16 protein-coding genes and 1 other annotated feature are annotated in these 16,935 nt (G+C 43.1%); of the genes, 2 read left to right on the plus strand and 14 right to left on the minus strand.

Going from position 1 to position 16,935, the window contains the following annotated elements; all coding sequences use genetic code 11:
* From oppD to oppA, 4 genes are all read right to left on the minus strand, one after another.
* Positions 1-1,077 carry an oligopeptide ABC transporter ATP-binding protein OppD gene (gene oppD / locus M1D94_RS15105; protein ID WP_015252358.1) on the minus strand — a complete coding sequence of 359 codons (1,077 nt, stop codon included), beginning with the start codon at positions 1,075-1,077 and terminating at the stop codon, positions 1-3.
* A gap of 4 nt (positions 1,078-1,081) precedes the next feature.
* Positions 1,082-1,999, minus strand: a complete 918-nt coding sequence (gene oppC, locus M1D94_RS15110) for an oligopeptide ABC transporter permease OppC (protein ID WP_038828814.1) — start codon at positions 1,997-1,999, stop codon at positions 1,082-1,084.
* 3 nt (positions 2,000-2,002) lie between these two features.
* The gene (oppB, locus tag M1D94_RS15115) at positions 2,003-2,938 is read right to left on the minus strand and encodes an oligopeptide ABC transporter permease OppB (protein ID WP_014479444.1); all 936 of its coding nucleotides are present in this window, start codon (positions 2,936-2,938) and stop codon (positions 2,003-2,005) included.
* Positions 2,939-3,044: 106 nt separating this feature from the next.
* Complete coding sequence (gene oppA / locus M1D94_RS15120; RefSeq protein ID WP_277709403.1) at positions 3,045-4,682, minus strand: oligopeptide ABC transporter substrate-binding protein OppA; 1,638 nt, start codon at positions 4,680-4,682, stop codon at positions 3,045-3,047.
* Positions 4,683-5,152: 470 nt separating this feature from the next.
* Positions 5,153-5,366: a binding site (T-box leader), on the plus strand.
* Positions 5,367-5,424: 58 nt separating this feature from the next.
* Here oppA and trpS point away from each other — a divergent pair.
* Positions 5,425-6,417 carry a tryptophan--tRNA ligase gene (gene trpS, locus M1D94_RS15125; protein ID WP_003245134.1) on the plus strand — a complete coding sequence of 331 codons (993 nt, stop codon included), beginning with the start codon at positions 5,425-5,427 and terminating at the stop codon, positions 6,415-6,417.
* A 33-nt stretch (positions 6,418-6,450) separates the two neighbouring features.
* On the opposite strand, the gene M1D94_RS15130 is transcribed toward trpS, so the two are convergent.
* From M1D94_RS15130 to fabH, 9 genes are all read right to left on the minus strand, one after another.
* On the minus strand, positions 6,451-7,203 hold the full coding sequence (locus M1D94_RS15130) for a YjbA family protein (RefSeq protein ID WP_003239298.1): 753 nt from the start codon (positions 7,201-7,203) through the stop codon (positions 6,451-6,453).
* Between the two features lie 205 nt (positions 7,204-7,408).
* Positions 7,409-8,320 (minus strand): oligopeptide ABC transporter permease AppC, encoded by a 912-nt coding sequence (gene appC / locus M1D94_RS15135; RefSeq protein WP_003232961.1) that lies wholly within the window; start codon positions 8,318-8,320, stop codon positions 7,409-7,411.
* Positions 8,321-8,336: 16 nt separating this feature from the next.
* A complete protein-coding gene (locus tag M1D94_RS15140; protein ID WP_014476430.1) occupies positions 8,337-9,287 on the minus strand; it encodes an ABC transporter permease in 951 nt (316 codons plus the stop codon).
* A gap of 74 nt (positions 9,288-9,361) precedes the next feature.
* A complete protein-coding gene (locus M1D94_RS15145) occupies positions 9,362-10,993 on the minus strand; it encodes a peptide-binding protein (RefSeq protein ID WP_032725394.1) in 1,632 nt (543 codons plus the stop codon).
* A gap of 87 nt (positions 10,994-11,080) precedes the next feature.
* Positions 11,081-12,070 carry an oligopeptide ABC transporter ATP-binding protein AppF gene (appF, locus tag M1D94_RS15150; protein ID WP_021479555.1) on the minus strand — a complete coding sequence of 330 codons (990 nt, stop codon included), beginning with the start codon at positions 12,068-12,070 and terminating at the stop codon, positions 11,081-11,083.
* Positions 12,067-13,053: an oligopeptide ABC transporter ATP-binding protein AppD gene (gene appD, locus M1D94_RS15155; RefSeq protein ID WP_003232965.1), complete on the minus strand. Its 987-nt coding sequence runs from the start codon at positions 13,051-13,053 to the stop codon at positions 12,067-12,069. Before appD ends, appF begins: the two co-directional genes overlap by 4 nt.
* Before the next feature lie 191 nt (positions 13,054-13,244).
* Positions 13,245-14,030: a DUF2268 domain-containing protein gene (locus tag M1D94_RS15160; RefSeq protein ID WP_021479557.1), complete on the minus strand. Its 786-nt coding sequence runs from the start codon at positions 14,028-14,030 to the stop codon at positions 13,245-13,247.
* 75 nt (positions 14,031-14,105) lie between these two features.
* Positions 14,106-15,347 carry a beta-ketoacyl-ACP synthase II gene (fabF, locus tag M1D94_RS15165; RefSeq protein WP_003244890.1) on the minus strand — a complete coding sequence of 414 codons (1,242 nt, stop codon included), beginning with the start codon at positions 15,345-15,347 and terminating at the stop codon, positions 14,106-14,108.
* A 22-nt stretch (positions 15,348-15,369) separates the two neighbouring features.
* Entirely contained in the window at positions 15,370-16,308 is a 939-nt protein-coding gene (fabH, locus tag M1D94_RS15170; RefSeq protein WP_003232971.1) for a beta-ketoacyl-ACP synthase III, read from the minus strand.
* A 164-nt stretch (positions 16,309-16,472) separates the two neighbouring features.
* Between fabH and yjzB the strand changes: the two genes are divergently transcribed.
* Complete coding sequence (yjzB, locus tag M1D94_RS15175; RefSeq protein ID WP_072173825.1) at positions 16,473-16,709, plus strand: spore coat protein YjzB; 237 nt, start codon at positions 16,473-16,475, stop codon at positions 16,707-16,709.
* 29 nt (positions 16,710-16,738) lie between these two features.
* On the opposite strand, the gene comZ is transcribed toward yjzB, so the two are convergent.
* Entirely contained in the window at positions 16,739-16,930 is a 192-nt protein-coding gene (gene comZ, locus M1D94_RS15180) for a ComG operon transcriptional repressor ComZ (RefSeq protein WP_003224559.1), read from the minus strand.
* Positions 16,931-16,935: the final 5 nt, after the last annotated feature.

A 16,935-nucleotide genomic window follows, 5' to 3' on the forward strand; every position in this document is an offset into this window, starting at 1 on the left:
TCATTCACCTTCTCTCACTAAGACAGGTTTTTCATACGTATTTGCCAGTTTACGCATTTTCGCTTTTACCGCTTCTGGCGGCTCTACCTTTGGCGCGTCGGGATGAAGCAGCCACGATTTGACATAATGAGTATCAGATACCTTAAACATTGGCGGCTCCTGTTCAAAATCGATTTTCATCGCATAAGGGCTCCGCAGGGCAAAAGCATCTCCTTTTGGCGGGTTTGTCAAATCAGGCGGCGTGCCCGGAATTGCAGTCAGCTCTTCCTCTCCTGAACTTTCCAGTGTCGGCATGGATGCAAGAAGCCCCCAAGTGTACGGATGTCTCGGATCGTAGAAGATTTCGTCTACCGTACCGGTTTCTACAATCTGTCCCGCGTACATGACAGCGACCCGGTCAGCAACGTTAGCCACAACACCAAGATCGTGTGTGATAAAGATGATGGACGTGTCAATTTTCTTTTGCAAATCCTTCATTAATTCCAAAATTTGCGCTTGAATCGTTACATCAAGAGCAGTTGTCGGCTCATCGGCGATCAGAAGTTTCGGATTCGCTGCAAGCGCCATGGCAATGACAACCCTCTGTCTCATCCCGCCTGAAAATTCATGCGGAAATTGGTTCACCCGCTTTTCCGGCATTGGGATACCGACTAATTCCAGCAGTTCAACCGCGCGTTTTTTAGCCGCTTCCTTCGAGATCTTTTCGTGTTTAAAAAGCACTTCCGTAATTTGTTTACCGACCTTCATCGTTGGATTTAAAGAGGTCATCGGATCTTGGAATATCATGCCGATCTCTTTTCCCCGGACATTTTGCATTTCTTTTTCAGACAGCGGCACCAGATCCTTTCCTTCAAACAGGATCTCACCGCGTTTGAAATAACCCGGAGGCATTGGAATCAGCTTCATAATCGCTTGAGAGGTTACACTTTTTCCGGAACCTGATTCGCCGACGATAGCCAGCGTCTCCCCTTTATCCAGATGGAAATTCACTCCGCGGATCGCCTGGACCTCTCCGCCATATGTTTTAAATGAAATTGCTAAATCTTTTACTTCTAATAGGCGTGTCACCCGTATCACTCCCTTATTTACGTAACTTAGGATCCAATGCGTCTCTTAATCCGTCGCCGACAACGTTGAAACCAAACATTGTAATGCAGATAAATCCGGCAGGGAAGAATAAACGCCACGGATAATAGGTCAATGCAGGCAATCCGTCAGAAGCCATCGTTCCCCAGCTTGCCAGCGGAGCCGGAACACCAAGTCCCAAATAGCTTAAAAAGGCTTCTGTGAAAATTGCAGTAGGAACTGTCAGTGTCATCGTGACCAAAATAGAACCCATTGCGTTTGGCACGATATGTTTAAACAGAAGACGGGATGTTTTTGCACCCAGTGTCTGTGATGCAAGCACATACTCCTGATTCTTCAGCTGCAGCACTTGTCCGCGCACGATTCTGGCCATATTAATCCAGCCTGTAATCGTCATGGCAATAATAATCGTAAATAGACCTTTCGGAAGAACAACCATCAGTAAGATAACCATTAATAATGAAGGAACTGCCCAAAGGATATCAGCGATACGCATCATGATTTCATCCGTTCTGCCTCCGCGGAAGCCTGAAATGCTCCCCCAAATGACACCGATCAGCAAATCAAGAACAGCGGCTGCGACACCGATAAAGATTGAGATTCGCGCTCCTACCCATGTACGGACGAAAATGTCCCGTCCAAGATCATCTGTGCCGAACCAGTGATCTTTTGAAGGCGGCTTATCCGCATTTAAGAGATTAGTAGTTGAATAATCATACCTTGAGAACATCGGCGCAAAAATTGCCATAAGGACAATGAGCACGATAATGATAAGCCCGACCATTGCAAGCTTATTGCTGCGGAAGCGAAGCATCGCATCTTTCCAGAGGGAAAGGCTCTTTTTACTTATTTTTTCTGCATCGCCGGCATTCGCTGCGGCTGGTTCAAACATGTTTTTCGGAATGTTCTGCATGGCCTAGGCTCCTTTCTTTGCTTTGGAAAGCTTGATTCTCGGATCAATAATGCCGTAAAGCACGTCTACGATTAATACACACAATAGCAGGATGACACTGAAGAACACCGTTACACCCATAATGACTGTATAATCACGGTTTGTAATACTGTTGACGAAGTGTGAACCAAGACCCGGGATCCCAAAAATCGTTTCAATGATAAAACTTCCCGTTAAGACCTGGGCGGCCATCGGGCCCATGTATGTAACAACCGGCAAAAGCGCGTTTCGAATGGCGTGCCGCACAGTAACTGCTGGACGAGACAGCCCTTTCGCTTTCGCAGTGCGGATATAATCACTGTTTAACACTTCGATCATGCTTGAACGGGAAAGTCTGGCAATGAACGCCATCGGCATGGAAGCAAGTGCGATTGAAGGCAAAAAGGTGTATGCCCAGGACTCCCACCCCGCGACCGGAAACAGCCCAAGCTTCATGGAGAACACATATTGCAGAACAGCCGCCATGATAAAGCTCGGAACTGAAATACCAAATATCGTTAAAATCGCGACGGTATAATCCTGCCACTTATTATGGTAAAGAGCTGCAATGACTCCAAACAATACACCTAACGCTAAAGCGAGGAGAATAGCTTCTGCTCCAAGAGTGAATGAAACGGGGAAACCTGAATTGATCAGGTCGTTAACACTCTGACCTTTATATTTAAATGATGGTCCGAAATCCCACATTGCAACTGATTTCAAATAACTGACGTATTGTACAAACAGCGGCTTGTCCAAGCCATAGTGCGTATTTAAGTTTGCTTCAATTTCAGGCGGAAGCTTTTTCTCACCTGAAAATGGCCCGCCCGGTGCTGCTTGCATTAAGAAGAATGTCACAGTTACAATCACAAATAGTGTGATAATCATATAGACTAAGCGTCTTCCGATATATTTTAGCAAGGGGGAACACCTCCATGGTTTTTACTTTTTTATATTCCTCAGTAAGAAAGGTATATGGGAAATAGGTCCCCATATACCTTGAGGTTATTGTTTTCACAAATAAGACTTATTGAAAGTACGCGTTTCTGAAGTAAATTTCTCCAGTTCCAGTAATAATAGTTCCTTTCAGATTTTCGTCTTGTACCCAAGGAATCGTATAAAAATAAATTGGAGCTACCGGCATTTCATCAATGAAAATACCTTCCGCTTTTTTCAGCAGCTCTGCACGTTTGTTTTGATCTGTTTCAGTTTGTGACTGATTCAGCAATTTTTTGAATTCTGGGTTTTCCCAGCCTGTATCGTTATTTCCTCCGTCTTTGTCACGGAACAATTCTAGGAAGTTGATAGGATCGTTAAAGTCCCCAAGCCAGCCCATACGGCCGATTTGATAATCTTGGCTGTGGAGCTTATCAATATAGACATTCCATTCTGAGTTATCAAGCTCAACATCAACGCCTAAATTTTTCTTCCACATTTCTTGTACAGCTTGAGCGATTTTCGCATGTGCATCATCAGTGTTATAAGACAATTTGATTTTCGGAAGGTCAGATGCCTTGCTTAATCCCATTTCTTTTAGGCCTTTTTCAAGGTATTCTTTTGCTGTTTTGACATCGTTGTCTTTGTAGTAGCCTTCTTTGTTATCCTCAAATCCCTTCATTGTCGGCGGCACCGCAGCCATAGCCGGGATTTGTTCACCTTGCGTAATGTTTTTAACAATCGATTGACGGTCAATCGCATAAGATAATGCTTTACGGATATTGACGTTGTCTAACGGCTTAGCTTCAGTGTTGAATTTGTACCAATACACACCTGCCATCGGCTCAACATGTAAAGAACCGTCTTTTTTCAAGGAAGGGAGAGATTCTGTCGGAAGCTGCCCGAGCGGCAAACCGGCCCAATCAAGTTCGCCAGCTTGGAATTTTTTCAGTTCCGTATTGTTATTGTTGATCATAACCATATCGATTTTCTTCAGTTTGACTTTGTCTTTATCCCAATACTGATCATTTTTTTCGAGAGTAATAGAACCGCTGTGTTTCCATGCCGTCATTTTGAACGGCCCGTTTGATACATAATCATCTCCGGCATTTGTATTCCACTTTTTATTTTTCTCTGCAATTTTTTTATTGATCGGCATATACGTATAGAACGCAGTTAATTCAGTGAAATATGGAGTCGGGTTATTTAATTCAACCTTCAGCGTTTTGTCATTCACAGCTTTTACTGCCACATCGTCTAGGCTGCCTTTTCCGGTATTCGCCGCTTCAGCACCTTTTATGTAGTAGAGCTGGTAAGCGTATTGTGATTCATTATTAGGGTCAAGCGCCCATTTCCAAGCATATTCAAAATCTTGTGCAGTTACAGGGTCTCCATTAGACCATTTCACACCATCACGAATGGTAAATGTATATGTCTTTCCGTCCTTGCTCGTTTCAATTTTAGAAGCCATGCCTTCTTCAGGCTCACCATCTGCATTGATACGTGTCAATCCTTCAAAAGTCTGACGGATGACACCGCCTGATACTGAATCATTTGCCAATCCCGGATGTAAGGAAAACGGCTCAGTTTTAATATTAATGTTAAGTGTCGTCTTTCCTTTACTGTCCTTTTTCCCTTCACCGTTTGATCCGCTGCCGCCAAAGCCGCACGCGCTCAGCACGAGAATGAAAATGAGCATCAACGTGACAATCGACCAACGTTTTTTCATATTCGCAAACCCCCTAATAATAATTTTCAGCTCCTTACGGCTAAATCCTCAGAAATATCAGACAAATGAACCTGAGTTTCCACAACTTTTATTCTGTTCCGTCTTTTCTGATTATTTTTGTAAAAAAGCTGTAACAATAGAGTGAACAAGTTCATTATAATGAAACAAATAATTTATTGCAATATTATTTTATCAATTTAAAATATTTAAACTTCGTTAGTTTTTCTTCCATGAACATAATATCCTTCTACCATTTAAAGCATAAATTGATTAAAAACTTTTTCATGTGTTTTCTGCCCATATTGCTTTTTACATATAATATCTGCCTGTTTTTACGCTGATAGCAGTTATCATTTAAGGATTTTACAACACGCGTGTTATTTATATTATTACAATTTTACTGGAAAAAAGAATGTTTTTTCATGATGACAATTGGTTATAATTGATTTATAATGAAGCAATCAAAAGAAAAGCGTGCTATGAAAAAGAGTAGTACACATTTCACCTGTTTGAAGAGAGTCTGCGGTGCTGGGAGCAGATAACGGGCAATGTGGAATGGACTTTGGAGCAGCTGACCGAACTGGAAAAAGTAGGCTCAGCCGGAGCAGTCTCCGTTACAAACGTCAGAGTGATTTCATTTTAATGGAATAATCAGGGTGGTACCACGGTTCATTCGTCCCTTTTTTACAGGGGAAGAATGAGCCTTTTTTATTATGTTTTAAGAAATGAGGTTGATGTTTTCATGAAACAAACGATTTTTTCAGGCATTCAGCCAAGCGGCTCAGTGACGCTCGGCAACTATATCGGTGCAATGAAGCAGTTTGTCGAACTGCAGCATGATTATAATAGCTATTTTTGCATCGTGGACCAGCATGCGATAACTGTTCCTCAAGACCGGCTTGAGCTTAGAAAGAATATCCGCAATCTCGCAGCGCTTTACTTAGCTGTCGGACTTGATCCAGAAAAAGCAACATTGTTTATTCAATCAGAGGTCCCCGCGCATGCGCAGGCCGGATGGATGATGCAGTGTGTCGCATATATCGGCGAGCTTGAGCGGATGACTCAATTTAAGGACAAATCCAAAGGCAATGAAGCTGTCGTCTCCGGCCTGTTAACATATCCGCCGCTAATGGCCGCTGATATTCTGCTGTACGGAACGGATCTTGTGCCTGTCGGTGAGGATCAAAAGCAGCACCTTGAGCTGACGCGGAATCTCGCAGAACGCTTCAACAAAAAATACAACGACATCTTCACGATTCCGGAAGTGAAAATTCCAAAAGTCGGTGCACGTATCATGTCTCTGAATGATCCGCTGAAGAAGATGAGCAAATCTGATCCGAACCAGAAAGCTTATATTACCCTGCTGGATGAGCCGAAGCAGCTTGAAAAGAAAATCAAAAGCGCTGTAACGGATTCTGAAGGCATTGTCAAATTTGATAAGGAAAACAAACCGGGCGTTTCCAACCTTCTTACAATTTATTCAATCCTCGGCAATACGACAATTGAAGAGCTTGAAGCAAAGTACGAAGGAAAAGGCTACGGCGAGTTTAAAGGTGATTTGGCAGAAGTCGTGGTGAACGCATTAAAACCGATCCAGGACCGCTATTACGAGCTGATAGAATCTGAAGAATTAGACCGGATTCTTGATGAAGGCGCGGAACGAGCGAACCGGACAGCAAACAAAATGCTGAAAAAAATGGAGAATGCCATGGGTCTTGGAAGAAAAAGACGCTAATCAAAAAACCGCTCTTTGCAAAGAGCGGTTTTTTTAGTTGACCTTTGATTCGTTTTCCATTTCCCAAAGCTTTTCGAAAAAAGGCTGTCCTTTTATTAGGTTTTCGCAAAAAGCTAGGTGCTTGTCCGACCAGCCTTCAATTGTTTCGTTATACAGCATGTCCCAAATCTCTTCAAAGCTCATCCTTTTGATTTGTTCATACATATGCGGATTCCACTCTGTGTACCAGTAGCCAATTTCCGCTCGGTTTTTCAGCCCTTTTAATTGGTCAAGCGCCATAAACATCAGCTGCTTAATTTGCCGTTCTTTTCTTGTAAGTCCTCTGACATGTTCTGGTGCTAATGATAAGATGTGATATTCCTTGGAGGATTCCAGCTTCTTTGGCTCAAATTCATATGTTTCAGGCTCTACATCTTTTACCATTTCATAAACGAGCTGCTCCTGTCTTGGGATCAGACGGCTTTTTCTGACAGGGATCGTGTAGCCGATCGTGTCGACAGCTAAAATGCCGATTCCGTCTGTTACGACAAAACAATACTCAAGCTTTGTCCGCTCATGATTTTTCCGAATGTACGATTTCTGATGTACGTCTTCAAGCAAACCTTTCGGAAGCTCTGACAAATCGTTTTCTATGTAATGAAACAGTACTGACGGCACCCTTAACAGCGGCACCTGATCCAAAAGCTCAACCGTATCTTCCTTGCGCCATTCGTGAAAGTGGCATACATTGTACCCATTTTCTTCCCCTTCAAACCAATTGACCCACACATCATGAAGAAATAACATCTCTAACCCCTCACTTTTATAAAAACTGTTGTCCACAGTATAGGCAAGGGATAGAGAAATTATTCCAAAGAGATTGAGGAAATCTGGAATCACTGGTTTTATGCAAGAATCACAAAAAGCAGATCTCTTTGTATATTTTCTGACAAAAGGAGACCTGCTTTTTTTCTGATTTGGTGATATTTTATAACAGATATGATATTCATTTTTATTTAATATTTTTCGGGTCAAGCGCATCCCGCAGGCCATCACCGACAAAGTTGAAGCATAAAACGGTCATTAAAATAAATAGCCCGGGAAATAACGGGTACCACCATGCTTGAATCATTACTGTGAAATTCTGTGCGTCTTGAAGCATGTTCCCCCAGCTAGCGATTGGCGGCTGGATTCCAAAGCCTAAGTAGCTTAGCGCCGATTCAGCTAGAATAACAGACCCTACTTTCAGCGTAGCTGACACAATAATCGGTCCTAACGCATTGGGGAGGATATGAGAAAAAATAATTTTGTGCGTTTTTGTTCCAATTGTTTTAGCAGCAAGAACATATTCCCTTGAACGGAGCGACAAGAATTCTCCCCTTACTAATCGTGCTGTTGTGGTCCATCCTGTGAGACAGAAAATTAAAATCAGTTTGTCCACACCCGGCTTGAAAATGGTGACCAGCGTGATCAACAAGAAAATATCAGGAATGGATAACACAATGTCAACTACACGCATAATGACAGCATCCACTATTCCTCTGAAATATCCGGCTAATGCTCCTAAAACCGTTCCGATCAAAATCGAACCGACTACGGACGCAAATCCAACCAATAAAGAGACACGCGCTCCATATAGGATCCGGCTGAAAATATCACGTCCAAATTTATCCGTTCCCATCAGATGTTCAAGGCCCGGCGCCTTATATTTATCAAGCAGGCTTTGCTGCTCTTGGGGATAAGGTGCAATTAAAGGGGCGAAAACAGCCGACATAATAATGATAAAAAGAATAACGGCACCTAAAATGGCCAGTTTGTTTTTCGAGAATTTTTCCCAGAAAATCTTTGTCATTGTTTCTGGCTTTTTCGAAATATTTTCTTTCAGCCTGATCTCCGGCGAGGGAGTTGTTTGCAGCTCTGACATCTCTGTTTCCCTCCTTTTAATATTCGATCCGCGGATCAACAATCGCGTAAAGGATGTCTGCAATGAGGTTTCCGACAACGACAAGAACCGCCGAGATCACAGTCATTGCCATGATAACCGGATAATCGCGCTGGAATGCTGAATCGACAAACAGCTTTCCTAATCCCGGCCAAGTGAAAATCTGCTCTACGACAACCGCTCCGCCAATAAAGGAAGGAATCATTAAGCCGAAAATCGTAATAACAGGCAATAGTGCATTCCGCAAGCCGTGCTTAAATAATACTCGATTCTCTTTGAAACCTTTTGATCTGGCAGTCCGGATATAATCTTGATTTAAAACATCAAGCATATTGGATCTTGTATATCTCGTTAAGCCTGCCATATCAGCTGTCGCCAGCACAAAAGCGGGTAAAAGCAAATGATGAATCCGGTCTACTATACTGAAATCTGAGTTCAGGGTGGCGACTCCCCCGGTTGGAAACCAGCCGAGATTCACGGCAAAAACCATGATTAAAATCAAACCGAACCAAAAATTCGGGATTGCCAAACCGATAAATGAAGTAAATGTAATGCCGTAGTCCAGCTTCGAATAAGGTTTTTTTGCAGAAATTACCCCGAATGGGATGGAAATGATCAGCGCCAAAATTGTTGACACCAGCATCAAGAGGAGTGTGTTGGGCAGCCGTGCTAAAATCAGTTCTGAAACAGGCGTCCCTTTTCTGATGATGGATGTGCCGAAATCACCTTGAACCATATTGCCTAGCCATTTTAAATATTGAACATACTCAGGGTCATTGAGACCGTATTTTTCAATAAACTGAGCCCTGTCTGCCTGGCTGATCGTAGGGTCCATCATAAGTGTCATCGGGTCCCCTGGAGCGGCTTTCATAATAATGAAAGATAAAATTGTAATTCCCAATAGAATAGGAATCGAAGATAACGTCCTTCGAATAATATATGTAACCATATTCTTGTCCCCTTCGTTGTTCTTTTTCAAATTCAAAGGGGAAGGAAACGCACTCCCTCCCCTTCAAGGGAAAATTATTGGGCAAGCCACCATTTTTCAATTTGGTACAACTCGCGTTTCGGATGATACACATAACCCTCTAAGTTAGCCGGCATCGCCATATGGTTGTTCGGATAGTAAAGGAAGGTATACGGCTGATCTTCAGCAAGTTTTTGGTAAATCTTTTCGTAAGCTTTTGAGTATTCGTTACGGTCACTGATTGATTTTGCATCTTTGAGAAGCTTATCAACTTCAGGGTTTTTGTACCACATGTTATTTAAGCCTTTTTCAGACTGGCTAGAATGGAAGATATCGTAATGGTCTGGGAACGTTGATAAACTCCATCCTAAAACCATTGCGTCATAGTCCCAATTAGGTGGATTTGTCTGTTCTACTAATGCACTCCACTCAACGATTTGCGGCGTTACCTTAATCCCGACTTTCTTCAATTGTTCTTGAACAACAACTGCAATGTCTTCACGAACTTTATTTCCTTGATTCGTTTTCAGTGTAAACTCGAATTTTTTACCGTCTTTATCGAGGATGCCGTCACCGTCAGTATCTTCCCAGCCGGCTTCTTTCAGCATCTTCTTAGCTTTTTTGACGTTGTATTCAAATTTAGGAACCTCTATATCTTTCGGATAGTTCCATGAAACCGGACTTTCAGGGATATAAGCGACCTTCCCGTCCCCATCTAATACGGTTTGCACCATTGTTTCACGGTCTAAAGCTGTCGTAAGCGCCTGGCGCACTTTTTTGTCTTTAAACAGCTCATTTTTCTCATTCCAGCCGATATACGTATAGCTTAACGCTAAATCTGTTACGACTTTGACATTATTAAACGATTCAGCTGTCTTATAGTCAGTTGACGGCACGTTAAAGAAATCAATATCTCCGGCCTGAAGCTGGGCAACTGCTGCATTGGCGTCAGGAATGATTTTATACGTGACACTGTCTAAATACGGACGGCCGTCATAGTAATCATCATTGGCAACAAGCTTCACGTATTGTCCGTCTTTCCATTCTTTAAATTTGAAAGGCCCTGAGCCGATTGGATTTTTTCTATTAAATTCGTTATCTTCAAGCTCTGCAACCGGTACATCTTTTAAAATGTGCTCAGGCAGAATCCCGTAGCTGTCTAATGTATTGTTATAGAAGTTAGGGTCTTTGTATTTCAGCGTAAATAAAACCTCATAATCGCCCTTTTTCTCTACTGATTTCAGCATTTCAAAGTTAGAGCCGCGCTCTCCTTTGTAATCCTTATTAAGCGGAATGCTGTACGTAAAGACGACATCATCGGCAGTAAGCTCTTCTCCGTCATGGAACTTAACGCCTTTTTTGATTTTTACGTCATATTTCAATCCGCCATCCAGCTCTTTCACACTTTCCGCCAGTGACATTTTGACATTTAAGTTTTCATCGGTTTTCGTTAAAAAGCTGTAAATCATTTGTTCAATATCTGTACTTGATTCATCTGTTGAATATAATGAGTTGAAAAGTGTTGGCGCTCCGATTGAACCAACAACCAAATCCCCGCCTTGCTGCGGTTTGCCTGCTGATTTTTTCGCGCTGCTGTTGCTTGATTTTGATCCCGAGCAGGCTGATAAAAAGATGGCCAGAACCATCAATACACTTAGCATCATCAGTGCGGTTTTCCGTCTTTTCATTAGATATTCCCCCTCTTGAAATGTTCGTTCTTCTCAGCTGTTGTTTATGTAGTGTGCATACCCCCTCTCAAAGCTGTGCGGGCAACATTAGCTATAAAGGTGACAAGCCACAAAGTGGCTGGGAGCAGCTTCTTTAAATTCTGGTATTTGTTCCTTGCATATCGATTTTGCAACAGGACATCTTGTGTGGAATACGCAGCCTTTTGGCGGGTTGGCCGGACTAGGCAGTTCTCCCTTCAGGACAATGCGTTCACGTTTGACAGATCCTCTTTTTCTTGTAACCGGAACGGAGGATAAAAGCGCTTGGGTATATGGGTGAAGCGGGTTGTCATAAAGCTCATGCTTGCCGGTCAGTTCCATCATTTTGCCAAGATACATTACTCCGACTCTGTCGCTGATATGGCGTACGACACTCAGATCATGAGAGATAAATAGATACGTAAGATTAAATTCTTCCTGTAATTCCTCCATCAAGTTAATCACTTGGGCCTGAATGGATACATCAAGTGCGGAAACCGGCTCATCTGCAATGATCAGCTCTGGATTCAAAGTGAGTGCTCTGGCAATGCCGATCCGCTGGCGCTGGCCGCCGGAAAATTCATGGGGATAACGGCTGGCAAACGACGGGTGAAGCCCTACTCTTGCAAGCAGCTCTTCAACTTTTTCGTTTCGTTCACGCATGGTATACATGTTGTGCGTATTAAACGGCTCCTTTATGATGGAACGCAGGGTCTTTCTCGGGTTTAACGAAGCAAATGGATCTTGGAAAACCATTTGAATATTTTTGCGGACACTCTTCCGCAGCTTCTCCTCTGACAGATTGGAAATATCCAGCCCTTTAAAAAGAATTTGGCCCTCTGTCGGTTTGTACAGTCTGATCATCGTTCTGCCGGCAGTCGATTTTCCGCAGCCCGACTCTCCAACGATTCCGAGTGTTTCTCCTTTTTTTAACGAAAATGAAACACCATCCACCGCTTTTACATCACCGACTTTTCTTTGAAAAAGGCCTGACCGGATCGGAAAGTATTTTTTTACGTCACGAAGCTCTAAGATTGTTTCTTGATTAGCTGCTGTCATGATTGTTCGGCACCCTCTTCCTCATATAAAAAGCATCTCACCGTTCTTCCGCTTTTGTGTGTCAAAAGCGAAGGCTGATTTGTCCAGCACTTATCCATAGCTTTCGGGCACCTTGGGGCAAAACGGCACCCCGGCGGCAGATTATCCGGTGTAGGCACACTGCCTTTAATCGCATTTAATTTATCAATCTCTCCATCTATAACAGGAATTGACGTAAGCAGGCCTTCTGTATACGGATGAAGCGGTTCTAAAAATAAGTCATCAACGGTAGCGTTTTCTACGACTTGTCCGCAGTACATGACAATTACTCTATCGGCAGCCTCAGACACGACACCTAAGTCGTGTGTGATCAGAAGAATCGATGTATTGAACTTCTGACAGAGATCTTTCATGAGCTCCAGCACCTGGGCTTGTATTGTCACGTCCAGCGCTGTCGTTGGTTCATCAGCAATGAGCAGTTTAGGATTACAGCTCAGTGCGATGGCAATCATCACCCTCTGTCTCATACCGCCGGACAGCCGATGCGGGTACTCTTTCATAATTTGCTCCGCCCGGGAGAAACCGACCATCTGCAAGAGTTCAACAGCCCGTTGACGGGCTTCTTTTTTCTTCATGTTTTTATGGTAAATCAGCACTTCGGTAATTTGTTCTCCGATTGTTAACACCGGATTAAGGGAGGTCATTGGTTCCTGAAAGATCATGGATACTTCGTTACCGCGGATTTTGCAATAATCGTTTTCAGTGAATGAGGTGAGGTCTTTGTCTTCGAGTTTAATAGAGCCGTCCATGATTTTTCCGCCTGAGCTTTGGACGAGGCCCATAATTGATAAAGAAGTAATGCTTTTTCCGGAGCCCGATTCACCTACAAGTGCGACGGTTTCGCCTTTGCTGATGTGAAAATCGACTCCGTCAACCGCAGGGATCGGCTCCTTTTTCCTGAAAAAATAAGTCTTTAAATTATTCACTTCTAAAAGTGTGCTCATGCTAGCTCCCCTTTCCCCCCTCTTGTTGTCAAACGTTTTCAAGAGAAAGCAATCCCTTTATTCAGAAATAATAAATAATATTGAATTATCGAAAAATTTTATAGTTGTATATTATTACAATCATTTTGCAAAATCAAGAATTTTTTAGGATAAATGTAATATTATTAATGAAATTCCATTATTTTATCCTTTTAAAGCATTGCATCCAAAAAGGTTTCAGCAGGAATGGACAGTCCGTCTGCGGTGCTTGCCTTGCTGGCAGTTAAATATTTTTTTACAATATTGAATCCAACTGCGTATCCAAGCATTTTTGGCTGATATCCTTTGCCGAATAACAGCTGGGGAAATAATCGATTATCCCGTTTGATATCCCGATGGGGCGCAATCTTTTTTTCATATAAAGCCTGAAGCTGCTCCGGTGTATACCAAGTCGTCCACTCAGCCGTTTGACTTCGGCCGAACCTCTCATAAACAGCATATTCCGCCAGCCCTTCCATGATGATTGTATCAAGTAATGTGACATCCTTTTCCTCTTTTGTCAGATGACCTAACCGGCAAACGTGATGATACTCATGCGTCATAAGGGCAGATACCGACCCAAAATCTAAATCTGACGAAAGAAAAAGGAACATTTTGTCTTGAAAGGCGAGTCCTGATTTTGATCCGAATTCTAAACGGATTCTCCTGTTTCGTTCATCAACCGGCAGCGTGACAATTGGTACATCAGGACCTTGCCATTTGTTTTTGAGGTACTGTTCTTCCTTTTGGATATGTCCGTAAAAACCTTTTTCCTTCAGCTTGGAAACAGTCTGAATACCCTCTTTTATGTTTTTAAACATCCCATGATGCTGAAGGTGTCCCAGAATGCCATTCCAGTTCTTTTTCTCCGCACCTGAAAAAAGCGGGATAATGTAATGCGCCAAATCATCTATTGAATCAGCCTTCCTGAGCCAGCTATATGTTTGTTCTACACTCATGTGATCGCCTCCTCTTTTAATCCTATGCACACAAAAAAAACCGGCTACCCTTTGGGGGCAGCCGGTTTGGCTTGATTATGATTGATATTTCTTAAAGATTAATGTTGCGTTGTGTCCGCCGAATCCTAATGAGTTGCTGAGAACATAATTAAGTTCCTGTCTGCGGGCTTCATCAGGCACATAATCCAAATCACATTCTTCGTCAGGTGTTTGAATATTGATTGTCGGCGGAATCACGCCTTCTTTAATGGCCAGGATAGAGAAAATGGCTTCAATACCGCCGGCTGCTCCTAAGAGGTGGCCTGTCATCGATTTTGTAGAGCTTACCGCAAGTTTATGCGCATGCTCGCCAAAAACGGTCTTAATCGCCATTGTTTCGTATTTGTCGTTGTAATACGTGCTTGTCCCGTGAGCATTGATGTAATCAATTTCTTCAGGTGCAATGCCTGCATCTTTAATGGCTTCTTGCATCGCTCTCGCTCCGCCTTCACCGTCTTGGGCCGGCGCTGTGATATGATAAGCGTCTCCGGTTGAGCCGTAGCCGACAATTTCTCCGTAAATTTTAGCGCCGCGGGCCAGGGCATGCTCAAGTTCTTCAAGAACGATAATCCCTGCACCTTCCCCCATGACAAAGCCATCACGGTTTTTATCAAACGGGCGGCTCGCTGTTTTCGGATCTGGATTAGTAGACAGCGCTTTGTTGGCACTAAAGCCGGCGAATGACATTCTTGTCAGCGGCGCTTCTGTTCCGCCTGTGACCATCACGTCTGCATCGCCGCGCTGAATAACCTTAAACGCGTCACCGATGGAGTTCGTTCCTGTAGCACATGCTGTAACCGTACAAGAGTTCACCCCTTTTGCTCCTAATGCAATAGAAATCTGGCCTGTCGCCATGTCAGGAATCATCATTGGCACGAAAAACGGGCTTACCCGTCTTGGGCCTTTTGTTAAGAAGATTTCAAATTGAGACTCTAGTGTTTCAAGTCCTCCGATACCGGAGCCTACCCAAACACCGACTCTCGGTGCGATCTCATCGGTAATGTTAAGATCTGCGTCTTCAACCGCCATTTTCGCAGCCACAACCGCATATTGTGTAAAGCGGTCCATTTTTCTGGCTTCTTTTTTATCCATATAATCTTCAACATTAAAATCTTTTAATTCAGCGGCAACTTTTGCCGGATATTCTTCAGCGTCAACACGAGTGATCGGACCGATTCCGGACACACCGTTGATTGCGTTATTCCAACTTGTATCGACGTCGTTGCCAAGTGGAGATAATGCTCCAAGTCCTGTAACAACTACTCTTTTTTTAGTCATCTTGTGTGCACCTCACCTTTTTTTATCGGCCCCAGCGGATTGCAATGGCGCCCCATGTTAGTCCTCCGCCGAACCCTACCATAACGACCACATCGCCGTCTTTGATTTTACCGGCTTCCAATTCTTCTACAAGAGAGATCGGAATGGATGCGGCAGAAGTATTTCCATATTTATGAACAGTTTTAGACATCTTTTCGACAGGAAGCTCTAAACGCTCGCGAGCAGCTTCCATGATACGGATGTTCGCCTGATGCGGAATCAAAAAGTCGACATCCTCTTTTGAAAGTCCGGCTTTTTCAATGACATTTACGCATGATTCTCCCATTTGGCGGACTGCAAATTTGAAAACTTCTCGTCCATTCATGATTGTATGTCGTTTTTCATTCAGATACAAGTGCTGACCGCCTGTGCCGTCGGCTCCTAGTTCAAATGAAAGGATTCCTCTGTCATCACTGACTGGCCCGACTACCGCAGCGCCTGCTCCGTCTCCAAACAGAACGGCTGTATTGCGGTCTTCCCAGTCGGTAATGCTTGAGAGCTTCTCTACACCGACAACTAGAACATGCTTGTAGGTTCCGGATTCAATAAATTGTTTACCGGTTACAACCCCGTACATGAAGCCCGCACAAGCCGCGCTGATATCCATAGCACACGCTTTCTTCGCGCCGAGCTGTTCTTGAATCATACAAGAGACCGTAGGAAATGACTGATCAGGTGTAACAGTTGCAACCAAGATCATATCCAGATCCTCAGCAGCCACTTCAGCTTGTTCCAGCGCATTTTTCGCTGCTGCAACAGCCATATGTGATGAAAACACATCATCTGCTGCGATTCTTCTTTCTTCTATTCCTGTTCTTGTACGAATCCACTCGTCAGAAGTTTCAACCATTTTTTCAAGATCATGATTTGTTAAAACCTTCTCAGGAATGTAACGTCCAACACCAAGTATTCCAGCTTTCATAAGGGAAGACTCCTTTATATCTTAAATTTAGAAGATCAATCAGGTTGTGATCAATTATTAGTATCAGGTACTAATTCTATCCTATTTTTTTTCACATGGCAATATATTCGTCTAAACTATCAGTTCATCTTACTCATAGAGTATGGTATATGGAAAGGAGGCGTATGCAGTTGGATGTGTTTTCAAGAATGATGTTCGGCGATGCAGCAAAACCAACAGAAGAGAAGGAGGAACAGCAAGAGGAGGTTTCTCAGGTTTCTCAGACAAACGACGAAGAGACGATTCATTACATGCATATTATGGACCAAATCGGTTCAATTATGAACTCTCTTGATCAAATCAAGCCCGCTTTAAAGGAGCTTGCGCCCATGCTCTCCGCTATTAAAAAGAAAATCATGTGAAAAGCCACTTTCAAAAAAGTGGCTTCTTCTTATTCTGTTTCAGATTTAGCGTCAGACTTGCCAAGCTCATAAGCTTCCGCCATTACCGTTGTAAATAGATTCATAAACGGCTGGATGGCCTCCATTGAGAGCTCAATGCCTGATTTCTCAAGCTGTTCTTTCGCTTCAGGGAGATATTTCATGGCAATTTGCAAGAATTCAAGTGATTTTTCGTGCTGCATGTGAC

The sequence above is a fragment of the Bacillus sp. JZ109 genome (assembly GCF_053903135.1).